The 23,821-nt window shown below is 43.5% G+C and carries 18 protein-coding genes; 11 read left to right on the top strand and 7 right to left on the bottom strand.

Translation table 11 applies throughout. From position 1 onward, the window contains the following. The first annotated feature begins 206 nt into the window (after window positions 1-206). Window positions 207-1,556 (top strand): Lnb N-terminal periplasmic domain-containing protein, encoded by a 1,350-nt coding sequence (locus FQV37_RS07840; RefSeq protein ID WP_160022149.1) that lies wholly within the window; start codon window positions 207-209, stop codon window positions 1,554-1,556. A gap of 7 nt (window positions 1,557-1,563) precedes the next feature. On the opposite strand, the gene FQV37_RS07835 is transcribed toward FQV37_RS07840, so the two are convergent. Next, window positions 1,564-2,103 (bottom strand): YcgN family cysteine cluster protein, encoded by a 540-nt coding sequence (locus FQV37_RS07835; RefSeq protein ID WP_224738023.1) that lies wholly within the window; start codon window positions 2,101-2,103, stop codon window positions 1,564-1,566. A 235-nt stretch (window positions 2,104-2,338) separates the two neighbouring features. On the opposite strand from FQV37_RS07835, the gene FQV37_RS07830 reads away from it, so the two are divergent. The 5 genes from FQV37_RS07830 to mutY all read left to right on the top strand — a co-directional run bounded on the left by FQV37_RS07830 (window position 2,339) and on the right by mutY (window position 9,896). Then, window positions 2,339-3,076: a dienelactone hydrolase family protein gene (locus FQV37_RS07830; protein WP_102078159.1), complete on the top strand. Its 738-nt coding sequence runs from the start codon at window positions 2,339-2,341 to the stop codon at window positions 3,074-3,076. Window positions 3,077-3,248: 172 nt separating this feature from the next. Beyond that, window positions 3,249-6,461: a DUF2339 domain-containing protein gene (locus tag FQV37_RS07825; protein WP_160022145.1), complete on the top strand. Its 3,213-nt coding sequence runs from the start codon at window positions 3,249-3,251 to the stop codon at window positions 6,459-6,461. A 125-nt stretch (window positions 6,462-6,586) separates the two neighbouring features. After that, window positions 6,587-7,543, top strand: a complete 957-nt coding sequence (gene ylqF / locus FQV37_RS07820) for a ribosome biogenesis GTPase YlqF (RefSeq protein WP_160022143.1) — start codon at window positions 6,587-6,589, stop codon at window positions 7,541-7,543. 22 nt (window positions 7,544-7,565) lie between these two features. Continuing rightward, on the top strand, window positions 7,566-8,504 hold the full coding sequence (locus tag FQV37_RS07815; RefSeq protein ID WP_160022141.1) for a GIY-YIG nuclease family protein: 939 nt from the start codon (window positions 7,566-7,568) through the stop codon (window positions 8,502-8,504). A 147-nt stretch (window positions 8,505-8,651) separates the two neighbouring features. Then, window positions 8,652-9,896 (top strand): A/G-specific adenine glycosylase, encoded by a 1,245-nt coding sequence (mutY, locus tag FQV37_RS07810; RefSeq protein ID WP_160022139.1) that lies wholly within the window; start codon window positions 8,652-8,654, stop codon window positions 9,894-9,896. A gap of 87 nt (window positions 9,897-9,983) precedes the next feature. Here the strand turns inward: mutY and FQV37_RS07805 are convergent, their stop codons facing one another. Both FQV37_RS07805 and rapA read right to left on the bottom strand, forming a co-directional pair. Further along, window positions 9,984-10,886, bottom strand: coding sequence for an acyl-CoA thioesterase (locus tag FQV37_RS07805; RefSeq protein ID WP_057761915.1), 903 nt, complete (start codon window positions 10,884-10,886; stop codon window positions 9,984-9,986). A 360-nt stretch (window positions 10,887-11,246) separates the two neighbouring features. Further along, window positions 11,247-14,150 (bottom strand): RNA polymerase-associated protein RapA, encoded by a 2,904-nt coding sequence (gene rapA / locus FQV37_RS07800; RefSeq protein ID WP_205962070.1) that lies wholly within the window; start codon window positions 14,148-14,150, stop codon window positions 11,247-11,249. A gap of 454 nt (window positions 14,151-14,604) precedes the next feature. On the opposite strand from rapA, the gene FQV37_RS07795 reads away from it, so the two are divergent. Beyond that, a complete protein-coding gene (locus tag FQV37_RS07795; protein WP_160022137.1) occupies window positions 14,605-15,549 on the top strand; it encodes an NAD(P)-dependent oxidoreductase in 945 nt (314 codons plus the stop codon). Window positions 15,550-15,563: 14 nt separating this feature from the next. Here FQV37_RS07795 and FQV37_RS07790 read toward each other — a convergent pair whose 3' ends face one another. Then, window positions 15,564-17,189 (bottom strand): flavin-containing monooxygenase, encoded by a 1,626-nt coding sequence (locus FQV37_RS07790; protein ID WP_160022135.1) that lies wholly within the window; start codon window positions 17,187-17,189, stop codon window positions 15,564-15,566. A 96-nt stretch (window positions 17,190-17,285) separates the two neighbouring features. Next, window positions 17,286-17,999: an RluA family pseudouridine synthase gene (locus tag FQV37_RS07785; protein WP_160022133.1), complete on the bottom strand. Its 714-nt coding sequence runs from the start codon at window positions 17,997-17,999 to the stop codon at window positions 17,286-17,288. Window positions 18,000-18,479: 480 nt separating this feature from the next. On the opposite strand from FQV37_RS07785, the gene trxA reads away from it, so the two are divergent. The 3 genes from trxA to FQV37_RS07770 all read left to right on the top strand — a co-directional run bounded on the left by trxA (window position 18,480) and on the right by FQV37_RS07770 (window position 21,145). Beyond that, window positions 18,480-18,806, top strand: coding sequence for a thioredoxin (gene trxA / locus FQV37_RS07780; RefSeq protein WP_057761928.1), 327 nt, complete (start codon window positions 18,480-18,482; stop codon window positions 18,804-18,806). Between the two features lie 525 nt (window positions 18,807-19,331). After that, window positions 19,332-20,600, top strand: a complete 1,269-nt coding sequence (rho, locus tag FQV37_RS07775; RefSeq protein WP_055125334.1) for a transcription termination factor Rho — start codon at window positions 19,332-19,334, stop codon at window positions 20,598-20,600. A gap of 317 nt (window positions 20,601-20,917) precedes the next feature. After that, the gene (locus FQV37_RS07770; RefSeq protein ID WP_101204904.1) at window positions 20,918-21,145 is read left to right on the top strand and encodes a hypothetical protein; all 228 of its coding nucleotides are present in this window, start codon (window positions 20,918-20,920) and stop codon (window positions 21,143-21,145) included. A 196-nt stretch (window positions 21,146-21,341) separates the two neighbouring features. Here the strand turns inward: FQV37_RS07770 and ypfJ are convergent, their stop codons facing one another. Next, on the bottom strand, window positions 21,342-22,229 hold the full coding sequence (gene ypfJ / locus FQV37_RS07765) for a KPN_02809 family neutral zinc metallopeptidase (RefSeq protein WP_102092076.1): 888 nt from the start codon (window positions 22,227-22,229) through the stop codon (window positions 21,342-21,344). A 544-nt stretch (window positions 22,230-22,773) separates the two neighbouring features. Here ypfJ and FQV37_RS07760 point away from each other — a divergent pair. Continuing rightward, a complete protein-coding gene (locus tag FQV37_RS07760; protein WP_114701770.1) occupies window positions 22,774-23,130 on the top strand; it encodes a hypothetical protein in 357 nt (118 codons plus the stop codon). A 249-nt stretch (window positions 23,131-23,379) separates the two neighbouring features. On the opposite strand, the gene FQV37_RS07755 is transcribed toward FQV37_RS07760, so the two are convergent. Continuing rightward, window positions 23,380-23,679 (bottom strand): integration host factor subunit alpha, encoded by a 300-nt coding sequence (locus FQV37_RS07755; protein WP_160022131.1) that lies wholly within the window; start codon window positions 23,677-23,679, stop codon window positions 23,380-23,382. Between the last annotated feature and the right edge of the window lie 142 nt (window positions 23,680-23,821).

The raw sequence follows: 23,821 nt of genomic DNA, 5'->3' as shown, positions 1-23,821 counted from the left end.
AGTAGAGCCTAGATGGGGATAAAAGTAGCAAATAAAACAGCTGGTTTGTTATTAATTACTGCATGAATAACAAACTAGCTAGTACAAATTAGCTTCACTTTATCGCAAGGCTCACCGACATTCAACGACAAATTCACTCAAATTGTATTGTCAGCGTGTTATAAACTTTGCTATGGTCAAAGCCTTTATTTATCAAAGCAAACCCTATGTCGCTACGTTCCTTCTTTTCTCGCTTACTCTCGTCGCATACGCGTAGTCGACTGTCAGACAGTCGTGGCTTAGAGAGCCGTGGTTTAGAGAGTCTGGACTTAAAACGCGAAACATCAAAAAACAGCCCATCAGATAGCAATCAGCCAAAGCCTACATGGCGCCAGCGTCTTGTGACTTTTTTAATTGCCGTTACGTTATTGTTATCAGCGCTATGGTTATTACTCGCGATTTGGTATCAATACGGCGTCAGCTCAGTATTAACTTGGCTTGCGACAATAGCAATTGTAGGCATATTAGCTGCGCTGCTAAGTACACGTTATTGGAATGTCGTCACAAGAGTATTGCACAGTGACTCACTATCTAGTAGAAAATCAATTAATCAAGGCACAGCAACCAAACTACTTATCGGTATATATGGCGCTGTTTGGCTCGTGGGTCTAGGTTGGTTTTTTTCTATCGAACCGAAACAAGATCGAGAATGGATGGCTGAGGTCGACCAGCGAGTCTCCTATGAGCGCGATGCGACTAACCCTGACTTGATTACCTTAACCAATGTTCGTAACTTTGATTGGCAAACTGAAGAGGATGCCATTGAACACTGGGATACCCGTACGATTGATTTGTCTAAACTCTCGGGCGTTGATGTAACCAACTCTTATTGGATGGGACCGCTAATCGCTCATACCTTAGTTAGCTTTCGATTCGAAGATGATAGACCACTTGCCTTTTCATTTGAGATTCGTAAAGAAGATGGCGAGTCTTTTTCAGCGCTTGCTGGTTTTTTTCGACGTTATGAGCTGAGCCTGATTGCCGCAGAAGAACGCGACATTATCTATACCCGTAGCAATGCGCGCGGCGAGCAGGTTTATCTGTTTCCTATTAGCAATTTGCAACAGCATGAAGTGAGGTCGCTATTTGAATCTTATCTGACTGCGGCTGATGATTTGAACGCTAAACCTGCTTGGTACAATACATTGATTAGCAACTGTACCAATATTATCTTTTATATGGCGCGTATCGTTAGTGGCGATCGTTTGCCATGGGATTATCGGATTTGGGTGTCTGGTTGGTTACCGAACTATCTATATGATGTAGGCATGTTGGATGCGGCGCCAGAAAAGAACAACCAGCCTTGGTCAATGAATACGTGGTATGAGCGTACCCATATTAACCCGAAAGCAAAAGGCTTTGATAATCAAGTTAACTCACAGTCTGATATCGATAGAGATAAAAACAGCCATAAATTCTCACAGCAGATTCGTCAAGATATTCCGATACCAGCATTGGCTAACTCGCAAGCCAGTGCGGAAGCAAAAGCCAAATCTACTGCTCAGGCATCTAACTAACTGTAGACTAAGGGTTAACCCAGTTAACCACCCGCGTTTCCATCTCTTCATCAGACATACCGATTTCCGTGACACAGCGACCGGCGACGCCCACGTTGGCCGCTCGCATTTGTTGTTGTGTTACCACAGCATCCCCAGTCAATAATAAATGCCAACTTGGTAAGCCCTGCCCTTTATACAAACGCTTATAAGCGCAGTGCGATGGTAGCCACATCATCTTGGGTAAGTTGTCCATAGTCAGCTGAATACAGTCTGGTACGTGCTCCTGACGCGTTGCATAGTGACTGCAATACCCCGTCGCGCAGTCCATCAACTGGCAGGTGACATCGGTATATTCGACCAGCTCCTCATCCACATTGCCGCTTTCATCTTCATCGATGTACTTAATCAAGCAGCAACTGCCGCAACCATCGCACAGTGCTTCCCACTCGCTATGGTTTAGTTCTGTTAACGCAAATCGCGACCAAAACTGCGGACGTAGTGGCTCGGACTCATACTTAGAGTCAGCATCAGCATTAGAATCGACATCGGCACTATCAGGGCACAAACTCACCGATTGCGCAGGCGTGGGCGCTACATCGAGACCTAAGTTTAAGTCTGATTGGTCATTATTTTTGTTTAACAAATTTATAGTCATAAAGTCGCAGTAGCATTTTGATAAAGAGCGTTACAGTATTATAGCTGTTTTTGCTAGACATGGGCGTTAAGGTAGTACGAGTTAGAAAAACGAACCATCACAATGACGAATAATTAAAACTCACAACATAAAAAAGGACAATAATATGTCAATTAAGACGTTTGAATTAATCAGTACTACCGAGAATGGTGTAGAACTTATCAGTTATGTAGCACTACCAGAAAACGCTTCAGATGAAAATCCAGCAGCAGGTATCTTGGTTGCACCAGAATGGTGGGGCGTGGTCGATCATCCAAAATCAGTGGTTGAGCGTTTGGCAGAAGCGGGCTATGCAGCAGTCGCTATGGACGTTTACGGTGAAGGCAAATTAACTACTGATGCAGCGCAGGCAAACATGTGGATGGAGCAAGTACTGGCCGATCAAGACATGCTAATGGCACGCTGCCGCTTAATTTTGAATGATTTCAGCGATCAGTTATCAGTCGATGGTGATAACCTAGGCGCAATCGGTTACTGCTTCGGTGGTAAAGTTGTACTAGATATGGCTCGCGAAGGCATGCCGCTAAAAGCGGTTGCTACGTTCCATGGTAACCCAACGCCAAAGCAGCCAGCAGACAAAAACTTTGCAGCAAAAGTGTTGGTCGCTCATGGCCGTGATGACTCAATGGTATCAATGGATGCTATCGAAGGTCTAAAATCAGAGCTAGATGCAGCCGATGTTGATTACACTATCGACGTCTATGACAATGCCAAACATGGCTTTACCAATCCGCATGCCGATGAGCGCGCAGCCAAAAACGAAGTAGATCTTGGCTACAATGAAGCTGCTGCTAAGCAAAGCTGGGAAAACATGCTTGAGTTTATGAAAGCCAATTTAGCATAAAAAACGATTTGGTATAAAGACTATTAAAAAGGGTGGCTTAATTATTAAGCTACCCTTTTATTTTGAGTGTCATTCTAGCATTTGTCTTTTAGCCCAGTAATCAGAGTAGTCTTGTGCTTCTTATCAAATCACGTCATTATCACTTTACTATAAACTGGATTGAGTGACGAAGATGTTGTATCTAATGGTGACCCAGTTGGGCTGGCTGGCTTTTACGATTTTATTGATCGTAGTGGTCGCGTTATATACTAGGATAGCTCGAAAAATCGAGCATCTACGCCGCGATGTAACGACGCTGCAAGCTGAGCTTGAGCAGCAAAGACATCGTAGTATGACGCCTCCGTCTGCACCTTTCGTCGATGGAAGCAATTATGCGCGCAACACTGCTACTGACGATCATGATCTTAAAGACAATGCTCCTAAAGACAGTGACGCTAAAGACCATGATGCTGAAGAAATAGCTTTTGACTCACAACACTCTTCTCCAGATAATCAGCTGCCTGTATCACCACCACCGCTTCCTACCGTTGCTTCAAACTCAACCATACATGCAGCATCAAGTATCTATGACGATAAATCTATAGACGATAACGCCTCGATAAATACGAAAAACACGGCGTCTACCGCACCGATTGAGCCAGATGAACGCTCACTACCTATCGTTACCTCACTGATTCATTCAATCAAAAACTGGTTTTTCGGTGGCAATTTAGTCGTGCGAGTCGGCGTATTGGTTCTGCTAGTAGGTGTGGTGCTCCTGCTTCGCTTATTAAGCGAATATATCGAGATTTCGATTGCCACAAAGTTGATAGCAGTTGGCGTTACAGGGTTAGCATTGGCAGCGCTTGGGTTAAAGCTGACTGCAAAACGCTTTTCATATGGGATTACGCTACAGGGCGCAGGCTTAGCGATTGCCTATCTAAGCACCTTTTTCGCTTACAGTGTTTATGAAATCATTCCTAGTATCCCAAGCTTTATCGGGCTTGGGTTATTGTCTGCCATTACCATTGCTCTCGCCGTACGTCAAAACGCCTTCCCATTAGCATTGTTGGCATTATCGGGTGGATTTTTTGCACCGATTTTGACCAGTGAAGATACTGGCAGCTTGGTCATCTTATTCAGCTATTATCTACTGCTAAACGTCACCATTGCTGTCATTGCTCACTATCGACCGTGGAAAATATTAAATCTATTCGGTGTGACTGTGACATTTGGCTTGGCATACTATTGGGGTATCAGCGAAAACCTAAGCGCCGTCATTGAGACGCAGCGCTGGTCATTGGTAGCATTAGTAACCTTACACTGGCTGCTTTACTTATTTGTCGTCATTCGTTATGCGCAGCAAATCATCACCTATAATGCACTAAACGAAAAAGACCTCAGTCATGCTGATAATGTAGATAATACAAAACACTTGGACAAAGCCCATGTAGGCAGCGCCTATGTATTCCCTATTGATACGGGCTTACTGTTTTCAGTACCGCTACTGGCTTTTGGTTTATTTTCTGCCTTACTAAACGACATCTCTAACGCCCTCACGATTACCAGTGCCATTTTGGCTACGGTTTATCTTGGGATGGGCTGGTTGTTCATCCAGCGCAGTAGACGCTATGCTTTAATCACTGAAGGTATGCTGGCGTTAGGATTAGGATTTTTTGCGCTCGTTATTCCGTTGGCGCTAGATGCTGAATGGATTGCTTTTGGTTGGTCTGTACAAGGATTGGCGCTAGTATGGTTTGGCAGGCGTTCGCTGCGATCATGGTCGGTGTTATTCGGCTTGCTATTACAGCTCGTCAGTATTGGTATGCTAGTGACAACAGCGATATTCTCTATCCAAGACTATCCCGTTTTAGCCTTTAGTATTTCAGCGCTCAGTTATCTAGCGACCGTCTTTATATTACGCGCTAGCAACTCCCCTGCCGCGCTGATTAATACGTTAGACGGTAGTAATAACCTTGACAATAAAAGCGCTACAACATCCTCAGTAATACAATCTCGATCCTCAGTAATACAATCACAAACATTGGACGGTACATCAGATACATTGACCAGCTATGCCCGTGCGCTGGGTGTCAGTACGCAAGCGGCGCAGCAATGGCTAGCTTCTGTCAATAGTCAGAGCCGCGTATTCAAATTCGTTTGGCACAGCCCTAGATTCATCAAATTTTTGACACTGACCGCGATGGCTTGGATGCTACAAGTACTGATGCTTGATTTGCATCATTGGTTTGATATCTGGCAATCAAGCACGACGGTAATTGCACTAGCAGTACTTATGAGCTTGATCGCTTATTTGGTTATCAATCGCTATCGTCCATGGGCAGAAATTAGGCAGCTTAATCATGGATTGTTAGCTCTATTTTACTTTATGCTGATACTGCAACTGCCACAAAAGTTTGAGCGAAATTTGACTTGGGTAACAGCGGAATGGTTGGTGTTCATAGGGTTAATAATTGGCTGGTTAGTCATGGGGCAACTATGGTTAAAAACATGGTCTGATAATAAAAACGCCTCACGCTATACTGCTGCAAGCTGGCTAGGGACAGGTATCTTACTGATTGCTGCCGCTGCACATTATGGACTGCCAGACTCTGATGGCGTGATGGCCTTCTTGTTTTCAGCAGCTCTCATATTATCTGGGTCATGGTTCAATCATCGTTATATTAGTCAAAATAAAAAAAGTACATCAACTAATAAAACGTCAAAACAAGGTCTGCTATATTGGTTTAATTGGCAACAGGCACTATTAGGATGCGCTGCCATTTTTGCTCCCATTGCTTTACTGTGGGTTGTTCTTACCAATTGGTCTTATGATGGTGTGATTTGGGGAATGTCTTATTTTCCATTGTTCAACCTATATGACATCACATCTTGGCTGACGCTATCGGTTGGCTTTAGTCTGTATTACATCAGCCAACGCCGTCGCAATGACACCGTTATCGATTCGAGTGCTACTGCCAAATCTAAGCGCGTATTCACCACTGAGAATTTGCTAATTATATTGGGACTAATCAGTTTTTGGTTAATTTCCAGCATGTTGGTCAGAACGCTACACGCCTTTATTGGTACGCCACTTTGGAATGACTATCAAGGCGGCGCATGGCAAAGCGAGCAAGTACAAACTGGACTGACAATTTTATGGACGCTCTTAGCCTTGGTCGCCACTATCCTTGCCAGCCGCTATTGGCAGCGCGCGCTTTGGTTTATGGGTATTGGATTATTAGGTATTGTCGTTCTCAAGCTGGTCTTGGTAGATTTGTCACAGACTGAGGCAATTTGGCGAGTGATATCCTTCCTTGGTGCAGGCAGCTTAATACTATTGATTGGTTACCTTGCCCCATTACCACCAGCACACAAGGAAACAGAAAACCAAAATCAGGCGTAATGACAAAGCTGGTTGGGTGAAATTGTGCCGTGAGCAAGGTGGTTCTGTAGTAAACTGGACACCATTAGAAAGTAAACGTTGATTGTTTTACTTTTAGCATTTTTTATAAAAGGTTATGAAAGCAGATGGATAAGAGAGCAAGTATTCAGTGGTTCCCTGGGCATATGAACAAAGCCCGTAACGAAATCAAAGAAGTCATGCCGCAGATGGATTTGGTCATCGAGGTCATCGATGCGCGTATTCCTTATAGTAGTGAAAACCCAATGGTCGCAGCACTACGCGGTGAAAAACCTGTTATCAAAATCCTGAACAAAGCTGACCTTGCCGATCCTGAGTTGACTCAAGCATGGATGGATTATCTCGAGCAGCAAGATGGGGTCAAAGCCATTGCGTGCGATACTGAAAAAGCCAATGATGTAAAACGTATTATCGCTATCTGTAAGCATCTCGTACCCAATAAAGTCAGGACTGGTCGCCAAATCAAAGCGATGATTATGGGTATTCCAAACGTTGGTAAATCAACGCTGATCAATACGCTAGCAGGACGCGCTGTGGCGAAGACAGGCGATGAGCCAGCCGTGACCAAATCGCAGCAGCTAATTAAGCTCGACGATGACATCATGCTCTATGACACGCCCGGTATGCTCTGGCCAAAAGTTGAAAACGAAAACTCTGGTTATCGTTTAGCAGCGACAGGCGGTATTCGTGATACTGCTTTTGACTTCGCTGATGTAGCCAGCTATACCGCTGAGTACTTGATGCAAGCCTATCCTGAGCTGCTAAAAACTCGCTATAAAATTGAAGAGCTGCCAAAGACTGATTGGGAGTTCTTTGAAGTCGCTGGACGTAATCGCGGCTGTGTACGCGCTGGCAATCAAGTCGATACGTACCGTATGTCTGAGATTCTGATTAACGAGCTGCGTAGCGCAAAGATTGGTCGCATCACGCTAGAAACACCAGCGATGACTGAAGCGGAAGAAATCGTCGTCGCTGAACAACGACTCGCTGCTGAAGAGAAGAAAAAGGCGAAAGAGGAAGAAAAGCGCTTACGTCGTTTGAAAACGCGGAAGAATCGGAAGTAGACATCCAATAATATAAGCTACTATGAATCCTTTAATACCATCAGCTAAAACCATTCAAATTTATCTGCCAAAAGGTAACCCTCGTGGGTTGCGTTTGGCAGAGATGACTACGCGCACAGTAAGATTGATTGAAATCCCACGTATCCACATTGACGACTTTTTTGCGATGCCCGATGCCAATCAAGTTGGTTTGTATTTTTTGATTGGTGATACCGATAGTATAGAGAAGCCGTTACTCTATGTTGGACAAACTGGCGATCTTAAAAGACGTCTTAATCAACATGATGACAAAGATTTCTGGACACGGGCTTTTGTCATGCTCTCAACCAATAACTCTATGACACAAACCCATGCGCTATATATGGAACATAAAGCTATCGCAACTGCCATTGAGGTGGGTCGTTACGAACTAAAAAATGGAAATAATGGTAATAAACCGCATACACCTGACCCATTAAAGGCTGATTGCGAGGAATTATTCCACACCCTTGACGTTTTACTATCCACCTTGGGACAGCCTATTTTCGAATCCTTGGCTATTCATGATAGCCTTCATACCAACAAGACTTACGAAAACAAAACGACTAATTCCACCATTGCTAAAGTTGCTCAAATAATCGATGAAGCTCCAACGAAACCTATTCCAGCTCTGTTTTACTACAAGATAAAAGATGGTGATGCTAAAGGATACTATGACGACGATGGCTTTGTAATATTAGCAGGTTCTCTAATACGGCAAACACAAACTTCATCAGCTCCGCCATTCGTGACTAAATTAAAAGAGAGTCTGCTCAGTAGCGGCAAACTCGTAGCCGTAAACGATAAAAGCTATAAACTCACTGAAAACCATTTATTTAAAACACCCAGTGGAGCCAGTGCTCTAGTATCAGGACGTTCGACCAACGGATGGATTGAGTGGAAAAATAAATCGGGTGAGACTTTAGACAGTGTTTATCGATAAACTCTTACTTCTCTATAGTGATACTATCTATCCCCTTTATTTATAAACAATTAAGCCTCATATATTGGTAAATAGTTTTATCTATTTACCTTTTTTCCTGCCAACTCCAAATCCTATATATCCCTGTTCAACTTACAAGGAATACTCTTGCCTACTCAATTTTCTCAGTCACCTACTTCCCTAAACTCCTTTGCCCCGCGCCTACTTGATTGGTTTGCCGAAAATGGTCGCCACGACTTACCTTGGCAACAACACCAGACCGATATGCCCAACCCTTATATCGTTTGGCTATCCGAAGTCATGCTTCAGCAAACACAAGTGACCACAGTACTGCCCTACTTTGCACGCTTTATGGCGTCGTTTCCGACCGTGCAGGATTTGGCCACAGCAGAATGGGATTTGGTTGCCGAGCATTGGGCAGGACTTGGCTATTATGCACGCGCACGTAATTTGCATAAAGGTGCTAAGCAGTTGGTTGAGGTCATCGATAAAACGGGCGAGTTTCCGCAGACACTAGCAGGATGGGAAGCGATTTCGGGCGTTGGGCCATCGACTGCTGGCGCGATTATGGCGATGGGATTGCACCACTATGGCGTCATCTGTGATGGTAACGTCAAACGAGTGCTGACACGTTGGGCGGCAATTGACGGCGATATCACCAAATCTGCTACCACCAAAGATTTATGGGCATTGGCAGAACGCCTAACACCGACAGAGAACTCAGGATTGTTTGCGCAAGCCATGATGGATATGGGCGCAACATTATGTACCCGTAGCAAGCCTGCCTGTCTGTTATGTCCATTGAAAGAAGACTGCCTAGCCCATGCGCAAGGGCGCGAGACTGATTATCCCGTCAAAGCAAAAAAGCAGCCCAAACCTAGTAAATTCAGTGATGCATTGCTAATCGAAAGTGCAGACAGTGAGATATTGTGGCTACAACGCCCTGACAACGGTATCTGGGGTGGATTATGGAGTTTGCCATTACAGTTTGTGGAAAAAATTGACGGTAAAGCGAACACTAAGGCTACTGTTAAAAAGACGCTAGCTAGCGATGATAAGCCATCAAACACAGTAAACGATGTCCGTAGTCATGAAAAAGTATACGAAGCAGAGTTTACCACTGCTGAGCAAATCATTAATGAATGGCTCATAAAAAATGAACTGGTCACAAAATCAGTTAGCAATACTTTGCTTGATGACTCCCCTATTAAGCATTCGCTGACGCATTTTCACTGGTATTTGACCCCGCGTAAATTGACGATTGACGCGACTCTGGTAACTGAGCTAAATCAGAAATTAGCAGCGGCTGAAATCGACTTTAAGTGGTTAACCGAACAAAAAGCGCAAGACAGCCTAGGGCTACCTCGCGCGATGGTTAAGATCTTAGAGTAAGAAATTGGAATAAAAAAAGCAACTCATTATTAATAACGAGTCGCTTTTTTATGATGACAATATAAAGGCAGCTGAGCCTACAGTACTCTAAGACTTTGGCACACGTAAACGCATGAGGCCTTCCTGTTGAACGGTAGCGACCAGTTTGCCATCTTGCCAAAACTGGCCATGATTCAATCCTTTTGCATTAGACGTGGTATCACTCCACATGTCGTACAGCATCCATTTATTCAAATCAAAATCACGATGGAAATGCATTGAGTGATCGATACTGGCAGCTTGCAGGCCACTGGTCATAAAGCTAACACCATGTGACATTAGCCCTGTGCCAACCAAATAAAAGTCTGACGAAAATGCCAATAGTGCCTGCTGAATAGCCACTGGCTGATTGCCCAATTCACGAATGCGTAGCCAGTTTGCTTGTTTAGGCTTCATTGGTTCTGGGCTAATCGGATTACGCGGCTTTACTGGCTTAATCTCGACATGACGGCGGCGCATAAATCTTGCTTTTAGCGCTTCTGGCACTTTTCCGACATTCTCTTCTTTTAAATCTTGTTCTGTTAGCAAGTCTTCTGGCGGTGGATAGACAGGCATGTCTTCTTGATACTCAAGCCCATCTTCCATCGGAGAGAACGAGGCAATCATTGAAAATATTACTTGCTCAACAGGCGGCTTACCACGTACTTCTTTGTACTGAATAGCGGTGACTTCACGTGCAGACAAGCTACGACCATCACGCAATCGACGGACTTGGTATATCACCGGTTGGTTAATATCACCACCACGCAAAAAATATCCATGCAGTGAGTGACAAGGTTTGTCTTTATCTAATGTATGAGCCGCTGCCATAATCGCTTGAGCGAGCACTTGCCCACCAAATATACGACTGCCCACATAGTCATGGCTTTTACCCTCAAATACATCAGGGGTAACTTCAATAAGCGCGATAGTAGCCAGCAGCTCATCAATCAGTTGTAGATTATCGGACATGACGATATGTTTCCTTATTTTTATCAAAAACGCTCAGCATCTGATGATATTGATGCCATATAGCCATCATATTTGAATGTAAAATAATGCGAGATCACTGGTTAAGATCTGTCGAAGGAGACCTTAAAATAAACATACAGACATCGTTAGCGATGTTATCACCGAATATTTATTTTCTATAGAAAAGGTAAACATCTTACCCAATATTGGTGGCTTTGACTAGTGACTGTCGGCTTACTCATAAGTATTGCTTATCAGTTTTTGTCAGACAAATCGCAACTAAAGAGCAAAGCAAGTAATCTCAACCATAAAAAAACGAGATGTATAACAACACCTCGTTTTTGACAAATACGTCGATGTTTATGGCTTAACTGCTACGAGTACACGAATAGAGTCCGGCACTAATGACAAGTTACCAAGTGCTTGCTCACCTTGAGCTTTAAGCTGCTCTAAACGCTCAATCTCTTCAGGACGTACGTTTGGATTGATAGTTTGCAGATGCTTGAGACGTTTGATCTCGCGCGACCATTGCTGACTAAAGCGGCTACTTGCTTGCTCACCAATCTCAGCGATTTGCGCGCGTGCGATATCTTCAGCTTCATAGTAACGCTGCTCAATAACATCGCTGCGTACCTTGATAACTTGGCGGGCACGATTTTTATCCAATCGCTCAACGTGCGGCATGATCATATCAGCACTGATACGAGCAGATAAGTCACTGCCCTGCTCACTGATGAATACGCGGATGTTTTGTGTGGTCAATGTAGCGGGCAAGTTAAGCAGCTTTGGTGCGATGGCTTCAACACGGAAGTTCACCTCTAGCAGTACCATGCCTTGCGGTACAGCGGCACTTTTGAGCATAGCCACAGTGGTATTACCAAAGGTGCTGGTGCTCGCCAGCTCGTAGATGGCGCGCATCAATGGATGCTCATGCGTGATAAAGTCGATATCTTCACGCTGCAGCGCTTGCTCACGCTCGAAGGTCAAGGTCATGCCATCTTCATCGCCAAGCGGCAACCCGTCGATATAGTCACTAATCTCAGTGCTGTCGATAGGCGCGATGACCCACGAGCCATCACGCTGGATGTTATGATCGATATTGGCAGAGGCAAAGAAACGCTCAATGAAGTGCGGTAATAGATTATTACCATCAAAGTCACGCATAGCATCGGCGATACGACCTGCGACACGCGGACGGCATGAGTTGTACTCTAACAGGCGATCACGACCAGCTTGTAGCTGTGCTTCTAGTCCCAAACGTGTCTGTAGCGCCTCGTCAATAATGTCTTGCAAGATGACATTGTTTTCAGCGGTATCAGCACCCTCAAGCATTGGCTTGAGCTCTTGGATATATTGCTCTTGTACGCTTTGTGCCGTAGGCGATATCTGATTGAACATGTTCAGCGCATCGTTATACCACTGATACAGACGCTCTTGCGCTGTACCTTGCACATAAGGCACATGTAGCATGATTTGCTGCGTCTGACCGATACGATCTAGACGGCCAATACGCTGCTCTAACGTATCTGGATTAGCAGGTAGATCCCATAGTATCAACTGGCTTGCAAACTGGAAGTTACGACCTTCTGAACCAATCTCCGAACACAGTAGTATCTGTGCGCCTTCACTATCTGCAAAGAATGCAGCTGCTTGGTCACGCTCAAGCAAAGTCATCTGCTCAGTAAAGATAGCTGTCTTAATGCCTGCATGCAGACGCAATACCGCCTCTAAACTCTCTACCGTCGCACCACTACGAGCGATTAATAGGACTTTTTGATGCTTAAGCTCACCGCGCAAAATATCAATCAACCAAGAAACACGTGGATCATCTTCTAGCCAGCCACCGTCTGGTTGGTTTTCTTCGCCCCATAGCTGCTCACGCAACTTGCCATTGGTTTGATAGCTATCTTTCCATGCTTCAGGAAGTGGCAATGGATATGGCTGACTACTACGGCCATAGAATCCTTTGACACTCTCACGAGTATTACGGAACAAAATACGACCTGTACCATGACGATCTAACAGCTCATTTAGTGCATGCGTTCGTAGTTTTTCATCTTCATTGATTGAAGATAGCTCTTCAATACTAATGTCTAATAAACTACTCAAAGCAGCGATTTGTCCTTCATTCAATGGCTTTTCTTCTATTAAGACACCAGCAACTGCTGCTGTCTCTGCAAAAGCTTCTTGACCATCGATAAACTCATCCAAATCATCAAAACGATCTGGATCAAGCAGACGCAAACGGGCAAAGTGACTTTGCGCACCAAGCTGCTCTGGCGTTGCTGTCAATAGCATCACGCCCGGCGTTTCTTCGGCGAAATCTGCAATCAAGTCATACTTATCATTGCCGCCCTGTGCTTCATCCCAATGCAGATGATGCGCTTCATCAACGACTAATAAATCAAACCCTGCATCCATCGCTTGGTCGTATAAGTCTGGGTGGTCGAGCAACAGATCCATACCACCAATGATACATTGCTCAGTGGCAAAGACGTTTTGTTCAGGATCGTGTTCTTTAATAGCCGCAGTACGCACCAAATCAAACAAAGCAAAGTTTAGATTAAAGCGACGACGTAGCTCAATCATCCATTGGTACTGCAAACTATCTGGCACCAAAATCAATACACGCTCAGCTTTGCCCGTTAGCAACTGCTGATGAATAATCATGCCCGCTTCGATGGTTTTACCAAGGCCAACTTCATCAGCCAGTAGTACACGCGGCGCGATACGTTTGCCGACTTCATGTGCGATATATAGCTGATGCTCGATGATATCGACACGTGCACCCATTAGACCTTTTAGTGGATGACCTGCTAGCGCTGACTGCATGCGCAGGATATCTTGACGCAGCTCATACCAATCACCACGTTCAATACGGCCAGCAAGCAAACGCTCAAGTGGCTTGGCCAACGTGATATTAGCCGCAAGGCGGGTTTCCATTATTCCTTTAGAAGCAGTGCCGCCCTCGTGCTCATCGACGCCATATTTGAGCACACCCATGACTTCATCGACAGCATTGACCGTATAGCTTTTGCCATCTTGGTCATAAATAGTATCGCCAACCTTAAACACCACGCGCGATAATGGCGCAGAGTTTTTTGCGTAGACGCGTGTCTCTTCACTTTGCGGAAATAAAATATGCACACATCGGTCGTCAACATCGATGACCACACCTAAGCCGAGCTCAGACTCCGTATCAGATAAATAACGTTGACCAACGGCGAATTCAGTACTGTGCAATGAAGCAATAGAGATAGTCATAAGGCGATGTCTTTTGTACTCAGATAATGAAATTTAGATAGATAGCTTAGAAAACAGCAATGGCGGCTAACAATAGCTAAATAAGGTTGTTCACACCATAAAATGTCAAAAAGACATAGAAGAAGTGCCACAACACCAATCAAGCCAATCGTTAAGCCCAACCATTATATAACGTTAGCGGGTAGATGAGTGCGTTAAGTTGACTTTTCAAGAGGCAGCTTGCGATAGCTATGATTTTATCAGCTATTTAATCGATACTATGTCAGACAAATACACGATTGTTAAATAATACAGATTGTCCTATCTTATCAGCAGCTTATGTATATTCAATCGATATTTGGCCGATTCGTTTTTGACTAAAAATACCAACGTGCTACATTAAGCCGATAAGGATTCATGCGATAGCCGTTTATTCGCTAATTATCTATAAGACAACAATAAGTAAGGACTAGCCATGCAAGCCGTTTTTTTAGATAAAGGTACTTTTTCTGAAGGTATTGACCTGCCCGCGCCAATGGGTGTGAGCGATTACATCACTTATAACGACACGCCAAAAGACACGGCTGTCATCATTGAACGCTGCAAAGACGCCGATATTATTATCACTAATAAAGTGCAAATCGGTGCAGAAGTAATAGAGCAACTACCGAAACTCAAGCTTATTCAACTGACTGCCACTGGCATGAATAACGTCGATCAAGAGGCTTGCGATAAGCACGGTGTTGCGCTGTTCAATGTCGCTGGTTATGCGGTCAAAAGCGTGCCCGAACACACATTTATGCTCATGCTGACAGCGATGCGTGCTGGTATTCATTATCATCAGAAAGTCGCTGATGGCACGTGGCTGGCAAACGGCAATTTTTGCCTGCTGGATATTCCGCTGATAGATTTGGAGGATAAGACGCTAGGTATCATTGGTATTGGCACCATCGGCAATCGCGTAACCGAAATCGCTCGTGCCTTTGGTATGACCGTACTGTGGGCAGAGCACCAAGGACGCGAACCACGCAGCGACGACTATACCGCGTTTGATGAAGTATTAGCGCGTGCGGATGTGATCAGTCTGCACTGTCCATTGAATGAACAAACTGAGCATCTTATTAATAAAGACACTCTGGCGAAAATGGTTAAACAACCGCTCATCGTCAACGTCGCACGTGGCGGCATTGTTGATAGTCAATCATTAACTGACGCGATTAATAGTGAGCAAATCATCGGCTATGCTAGCGATGTGTTTGAACAAGAACCGATCGCCGATAATGACCCTTTGCTCAGTATCAGCGACCATCCGCGTGTTATCTTTAGTCCGCATAATGCATGGGGCAGCAAAAGCGCCCAAGAGACCTTATGGCAGATGTTAAGCAAGCAAGTGGCCGATTTCATCGACAACCATCATTAATAATTACCAAGATGCTAACGACTAAATCGTAACCAGTCGTCTTTTATCTTGCGATACTTAAGCATGATTCGATCGCTTAGATAGTTGTTGGTCACAAACCAAGGATAGCGATCGCCTTGCTTAGGTAGCTCGTTTTTGCCGCGTCTGACATAACCAGACGATAGCGAACCCATTACGGTATCTGCTTGGGCACAGGCTGTCATATCTGCAGTCTGTGCTTGTGGTAATGCGACTTGGTAGCGGTTTTTATGCATATATCCCAGCACCCTCACTACATATTGACAAGCCAAATCGATTTTTAGTGTCCACGAAGCATTGGTATAGCCAAACAGTGCTGCCAGATTAGGTATGTCTTCTATCATGACTGCTTTGTAGGTCATACGCGTGCCAATATCGACAGCTTGACCATCGATATATACCGCAGCCCCGCCCAACATCTGTAGCTTTAAGCCAGTCGCAGTAACGATGATATCAGCGTCGAGATGCTGGCCAGATTGCAGCATAACTCCTGTTTCAGTAAAGTGGCTGATTTGATCGGTCACTACTGTTGCGCGTTTGTCCTGCAGGGCTTTGAATAAATCACCATCAGGCACCGCACATACTCGTTGATCCCATGGATTATAGTCAGGCACAAAATGCTTGCTATCAACGCCGCTACCCTTTAACTCTTTTTTCACCCCATGTTTTAAGACTGCCTTCATCACCTTGGGTGCATGAGTCGCAACTTTGTAAAGGCCTTGTTGCCGTAACACGTTGCGCGCGCGTAATACCGTATAGGCCTGCTCTTTTGATAAAGGAGAAAAGTTGCCAGATAGCCAGTCAATAGCATGGTCATCACCCGGCACGCTTGCCACATAGGTCGGCGTACGCTGCAGCATCGTGACATGACGCGCACACTGATCACTGTCTTTATCTACTAGCGCAGGTAGCAACGTCATCGCTGTGGCACCACTACCAATAACGACGACTTTTTTATCATCATAGTCTAGATTATTCCAGTGCTGTGGATGAACGATTTGACCGTAAAAACCCTCCTCTCCATCAAAATGAGGGCGATAGCCTTGCTCATAATCATAATAACCCGTGGCACCTACGATAAACCTGGCAGTCTTAACAAACATCTCACCGCTTGCATGGTCTTTGATGGTTGCTGACCACTGTTGATCCTCACTAGACCAGGATATCTGCTGAACTTCATGCTGATAGTGGATATGTTCGGACACCCCAAACTCGCGTGCCGTATCGGAGATATAGCGCTTGATATCATCGCCTGCTGCAAGCATTCTATAATCAAGCCACGGCCTAAAATTATAGCCAAAGGTAAGTGCGTCAGAGTCAGAGCGAATCCCCGGATAGGTAAATAAATCCCATGTACCACCCAAATCAGCACGCTTTTCTAAGATAGCAAAGCGCTGTGGAGGTTTATGCTTATTAGTCGAATTTACCTGCTTTTGCTTTTTGGGAGCTTTATGACCGAATAGGCCTTTATGCTGCTGTTGCTGTAAACGGCAAGCCATACCAATACCTGCAATACCCGCACCGATGATCAATACTTCATAGTCGGCTACTTTATCTGTCTTTGACTTGTTACCTTTAAAGCGGTTTTTGATAGCCTGTTTGGTCGTGGTGATATCAAGCATACTTTCATCCTTGTATTTACATGACTGGCATTTTATAGCTGGCTTTAGAGCCGCTGTTTATCGCATCTATTAACAGCAAGTGGTAAAATCTAACTCTTAAAATGGGCAGGGACTCTCCCAGTCCATCCAAGCACCCAGTACTGGATGCTTTAAACGCAATTGCTGTGCATGTAAGTTCAATCTTGGAGCTATCTCTAATGCCGCACCTTCAGCATAAATCGGATCGCCAATCATCACATGATCGACATACACCATATGTACGCGTAGCTGATGACTGCGGCCTGTGACTGGCTTTAGCATGACCCGAGTGACTGCCTCGCCATTACAGGTTTCATGAGCCACAACTTCGTATAGCGTCAGCGCATGCTTTGACCAGTCGTGATCGACGATATGGCGCGGTTTGGTACTTGGCTCATAGCGCACTGGTACTGATATCTCACCAGTTGCGCCGACATGCTCCCACTTACCAAAGACACGCGCTTGGTATTTCTTTTGCGGTAGACGCTCGATAAATTGCTTACTGATATTGGTTTGCGCTGCTGCATTTTTTGCAAAAATAAGCAGTCCCGAGGTGTCCATATCTAAGCGGTGAATCAATTTGACAGCTGGATTGGCACGCTCAAGACGAGCAAGCAGACTGACTTTGAGTGTTTTACCATCGACGCTTAATAGGCCTGCAGGTTTATCAACCACCCAAATGTCATCGTCTTCGTAAACCGTAATTTCTTGCGCAAATTTTTTGAAAAACTCAAGCGGATAAGCGCCTTCTTGGGCATTGAGGGCATTAACTTCTTCATCGGTAAAAGGCATAAATTTAACTACTTATGTAAATTGGTTTTAAGATAAGGATTTTTGGTGGTTAATCTTTTGGACATGATAGCTATATTTGGCACGATAGCCACTTTATGAGCAACGGTTATATGGACAAAAGGGCAAAACTTTGACTGATTTTTAACGTTATTAATATCGCTAGCTACTAATCACTAGCTACTATGTAAACGAGGTAAACATAAGACTTCTACCTTGCTGAGATACATACTTTGATAAGGATAATCGTATTAAATAACAGATTAGACACTCTTGTGCTGCACCGTTTCGATTTATTGTGCTAATACTAGTTGTTAAACAATTTAACCAGCCTGTATCTGTCAAATTAGGGCAAACATGTTAATATAATGGCACATTTTCACCCCTTCTAAACAATTCTTTGACCACCAACTGATTTATTACTAAACCAATATATATGTTGATGAGTGGTGATAGAAGTAATAAAACAAGAGAGATAAAATTATGTCAGACCTTATTGTACATACTACCGACACAGACTTTGATCAAGACGTTCTACAATCAGACGTACCTGTACTAGTAGACTTCTGGGCGCCATGGTGTGGTCCTTGTAAAGCCATTGCTCCTATTTTAGAAGATCTAGCGACTGAGTACCAAGGTAAAGTTAAAATCGTTAAAGTAGACGTAGACAACAACCCACAAGCGGCTAGCCGTTTCGGTATTCGTAACATCCCAACGCTATTTGTATTCAAAGATGGCGAAAAAGTTGATTCAGTAATGGGCCTACAGCCAAAAGCTGAATTGGCTAAAGTACTAGACAAGCATTTATAAGTTACATTTGCTCGCTCTAGGTTACCTTGAGCGGGTAAAATAGAATAACCGAGAAAGCCATTATCTGACTAAGATAGTGGCTTTTTTGCTTGTTTTTTGTGCAAAAAACTCGATAATGTGACTTTTTTGGCAAAATTTATTGACAACGCTATTGTGAAGACCGTATAGTCTGCTGACAAGAGAAAACCAACTGTTTTCCTAAGTATCTTGTCGCTATTCTCCTCGTGTTTATCAACAAAAACACAATCGTCATTATAAACACCATTGCTGAACAAAATGACTAAACGCAATTACTGATATTGAGTTTTTGACGCAGACTCTTATGTAGCCTTTTTTATCCTTATTTCTTATTACCTTGCCTCCAATGATGGCAATGCGTACATAAGCAGACATATAAAACCAAAACTACATAAACTACAGCGCTGTGCACACACCCATATCATCATATTACCGTTATTTTAATCACTGTCGTGACTTGTGCTGCTAATGGCATCTCTCATCTGATCAATTGCTAATGACCTATCTATGAATCTTACTGAATTAAAGAAAAAATCAATCGCTGAGCTATTGGCTATCGCCAAAGAAATGGGTCTTGATAATATGGCTCGTAGCCGTAAACAGGACATTATCTTTGCTATTCTAAAAACCCATGCGCGTAACGGTGAAGCCATTTATGGTGACGGCGTACTTGAGGTTCTTCCTGATGGTTTTGGATTTTTGCGCTCATCAGAAGGCTCATATTTAGCCGGTCCTGATGATATTTATGTCAGCCCTAGCCAAATTCGCCGTTTCAGTCTAAAAACTGGTGACAGTATCGCTGGTACGATTCGTCCACCAAAAGATTCTGAGCGTTATTTTGCATTATTGAAAGTCGGCGAGATTAACTTTGATACGCCAGATCGCTCACGTCATAAGCTTATCTTTGAGAACCTGACACCCCTATTCCCAACTGAGCATTTAAAACTTGAGCTTGGTAACGGAACTACTGAAGATTTGACTGGTCGTATCATCGATCTAATCGCTCCGATTGGTAAAGGTCAGCGTTCTATCATCGTTGCACCGCCGAAAGCGGGTAAAACGATGTTGCTACAGACCATCGCACAATCAATCACTCGTAATAATCCTGAATGCTATTTAATCGTATTATTGATTGATGAACGTCCAGAAGAAGTCACCGAGATGGTGCGTACAGTACGCGGTGAAGTGGTTGCTTCTACTTTTGATGAGCCGCCACAGCGTCACGTACAAGTGGCTGAAATGGTCATCGAAAAGGCCAAACGTTTGGTTGAGCATAAGCAAGACGTGGTGATTTTACTTGATTCAATTACGCGTCTAGCACGTGCTTATAATACGGTTATCCCATCATCAGGCAAAGTATTGACGGGTGGTCTAGATGCCAATGCTCTAGAACGTCCAAAACGTTTCTTTGGTGCTGCGCGTAACGTGGAAGAAGGTGGTAGTTTGACCATTATTGCCAGTGCATTGATTGATACTGGTAGTAAGATGGATAGCGTTATTTTTGAAGAATTTAAGGGAACTGGTAACCAAGAGATTACGCTTGAGCGTGACTTGGCTGAAAAACGTGTATTCCCTGCGATTAATATCAAAAAATCTGGTACACGCCGCGAAGAGCGTCTATTGGACGAAGACAAGCTGCGTAAAGTATGGATTTTACGCAAACTGCTTCAACCGATGGATGGCGTACAAGCCACTGAGTTCTTGTTGGACCGCCTAAAAGAAGCGAAAACCAATGATGAATTCTTTGAGCAAATGAAGCGTAAATCACAAAACTAATTCTTAGTTAGTTTGCTAGACATATTCAGCTTCGATTTGATATTAAGACTACCTATAGGTAGTCTTTTTTATGACAGCATCCAAATATTAATAGTTAAGCCAATTAAACTATGCTGCTCTGTCATTCACAAGCACTACTGATGATACAGTACGGCAACATCGCTTACATCTTATTTGCAAAGTTTAGCGTTTTTACTACGACTATATTATTAGTAACGGATTATTATGACAGACAGTAGGAATGTACTTGAAAATATCATGGACACAGTATTTTGAAGGTATTGTATTTTAAACTTGATGACTTAATAGGTGATAATATGAAATTTGCTAAAACGATCGCAATGACTGCAATTACTAGCTCAGCCCTAATCATGACTGGTTGTAACTCTTATAGCGGTATGAGCAATACAGCTAAAGGTGCTACCGCTGGCGCAGCCGCTGGTGCTCTTATTAGAAGCAAAGGCGACAGCAAAGATATCGCTCGTGGCGCATTGGCTGGTGCAGCGATTGGCGGTGCTGGTGGTTATGTTCTTGACAACAACTAAATCTTTCTACGCTGATATTATTTGACAATTGATTGAGTAATATCAGATAAAAGATGATAAAAAAGCCTGCAATTCGTTGCAGACTTTTTTATGTCTTAATTTCGATTATAAGTCCATGCGCTAGACTTATAATCAAAAACATTAGTATTAGAAATACATCATTAGTCAAATACACAGTTATTAATACATATGGCCATTAAAGTGCACCGCTGAACGTATCGCAAGATTGTACATTACCGCTTTCTAGACCACGGGTGAACCATTCGACACGTTGTTGACTGGTACCATGAGTAAAGTTATCGGGCACTACTGCACCACCACTCGCTTTCGCTAGACGATCATCACCAATTTGACTAGCTGCATTCACCGCTTCATCAAGATCACCAGCCTCTAAAAACTGTACACGTTCTTGATTGCGCTGGGCCCATACACCAGCGAAACAATCCGCTTGTAACTCTTGCAATACTGATAGCTTATTGGACTGTGCTTGGGTCACTTGCTGACGAGCTTCATTAACCTGTTGGCTAATGCCCAGTAGCGTCTGTACATGATGACCTACTTCATGTGCTATCACGTAGGCCTGTGCGAAATCGCCAGCCTTGCCTTGGTTCTCTTCACCACCAGAGCCTTGCTGATCGCCTGAAATACCAAGATTCTGACGCATCTCTACAAAGAATGACGTATCCAAATAAACAGTCTGATCCCCTGGACAATAAAATGGACCTGTTGCAGAGCTAGCACTACCACATGCCGAGCTAACCTGACCATTAAACAAAATCAATGACGGCTCTTGATAAGTGCTACCAGCTTCGTTAAAGATTTGATGCCAGACTTCTTCTGTATCTGCTAGTACAACTTTCACAAACTGCGTGTCTCGGTCTGTGCTGGTTGCCAGCTCGGTAGATGACTCACTGCCACCACCTGTAACCGCTTGACCTGTCTGTAAAGCGGTCATTGGGTTTACTCCAAATACCAACCATAAAATACCTGCGATAATAATGCCGCCAATACCACCGCCGATCATCTTACCGCCACCTGTGCTAGAGCGCACATTCGAACTACCTCGTCTACCTTGCCATTTCATAGTTCTATTCCTCAAATATAGATTGATTCATTATTTCTATTAATCACTATCTCTATTAGCCACTACTTCTATTAATCATTACTGATGTTATATATTATTTGGCCAGTTAATTCACGCTATGACTTAGTCTACTATCCTAAAAGCAAGTAGAAACCCATAAAATTGCTAACTTAACTATGATTTATGTAATACAGGATGACCATCTCACCATTTAAATTCATTTTTATCCATGAAAACGGGGTTAATATCAACAATTCAAGACAAAAAATGAGAACCAAAAAAGCTCACAATCCCTCTGATGTCATTGATTATACGTCGATTAATCTGGTTTCTTGTATTAAAAAGTATATCGAACAAACAAAGTAAAATATTATTTTAACTTTTATTGTTACTTAATTGTACAGGCTATTTTCATTTACATAGAAAACATATAGAATGCGTGGAAGCTGAGTAGCTGTAACTAAGACTAGTTGAAATTTGAGAAATCTCAGATTTTGACCTTTGTTGCTGCTACTGCTCATTTCATTTTTCCGGAGAAAACCATATGAAACTTAAATTACTTGCTCTAGCTGGTATCATGACTGCAACTATGGGCCTTACTGCCTGTGATAGCAACAAAGAAAACGCTGCAGAAGATTTATCTGACGCGCAAGAAGAAGTGCAAGACGCTTCTGAAGAGCTAAACGAAGCTGCTGCTGAAGGCGAAATGACTGCTGATGCTGACGCTGCTGTTGCTGGCGCTGAAGCTGACATCGCTGATGCTCAAGAAGCAACTGCTACTGACGAAATGGACGCTGAAGTTCCTGTAGACGGTACTACTACTAGCGTAGACGTAGCTAGCGAAACTGATACTGCTGCTGTTGATGCAGCTGATGAAGTTGTAGTTGAAGAAGCTCAGTAATTTATTGTTCATACAATAGATAAACTGCAGTAAAAAAAAAGAGAGCCTATGCTCTCTTTTTTTACGTCTATCATTTATGATCTTAGTAAGATGCTACGTTATAAATAACCATAGTGTACGAGTCATGCTGCAATCTCTAAATACGTAAATGTATGCAAAAAAATAACTAAGTGCAAATACGCACTAGCATTCTTGGAAACTCACGATAAAGCAGGCACGCTATTATTTAGGATAATGCCAAATTAGGTATTAGCTATCAAACAAACGCTCGTCAACCTTTTGACGAAATTTCTGTCCTGTTTTAAAGGTAACCACACGGCGCGCGGATACTGCAACAGGTTCCCCTGTTTTAGGGTTACGGCCTGGACGGCTGTTTTTATCTTTAAGCTCAAAGTTGCCAAAGCCTGAAAGCTTGACCTCTTTGCCGTCAATCAAACTCTCCGACAGCTCATCAAAAAAGTTCTCTACCAAACAACGGCCTTCTTGGCGTGTTAGGTGCATGTGACTCATCAAATGCTCAATCATGTCAGATTTGGTTAAGGTGCTCACAGTACGACTCCTATGCTATGTCGTGATGTCGAATATCATGGTTTAGCGGTATGAGGGTTAAGGCTAGCTATTATAAAGGTTTTTTGAGCATTTTTTAACAAAGTCTTCATTAAAATCCTTTATTAATAACCACTTAACTTAT

Source organism: Psychrobacter nivimaris (assembly GCF_009812035.1).
In the GTDB taxonomy this organism is placed as follows: Bacteria; Pseudomonadota; Gammaproteobacteria; order Pseudomonadales; family Moraxellaceae; genus Psychrobacter; species Psychrobacter nivimaris.
This window is presented reverse-complemented; position numbering and strand designations above follow the sequence as displayed.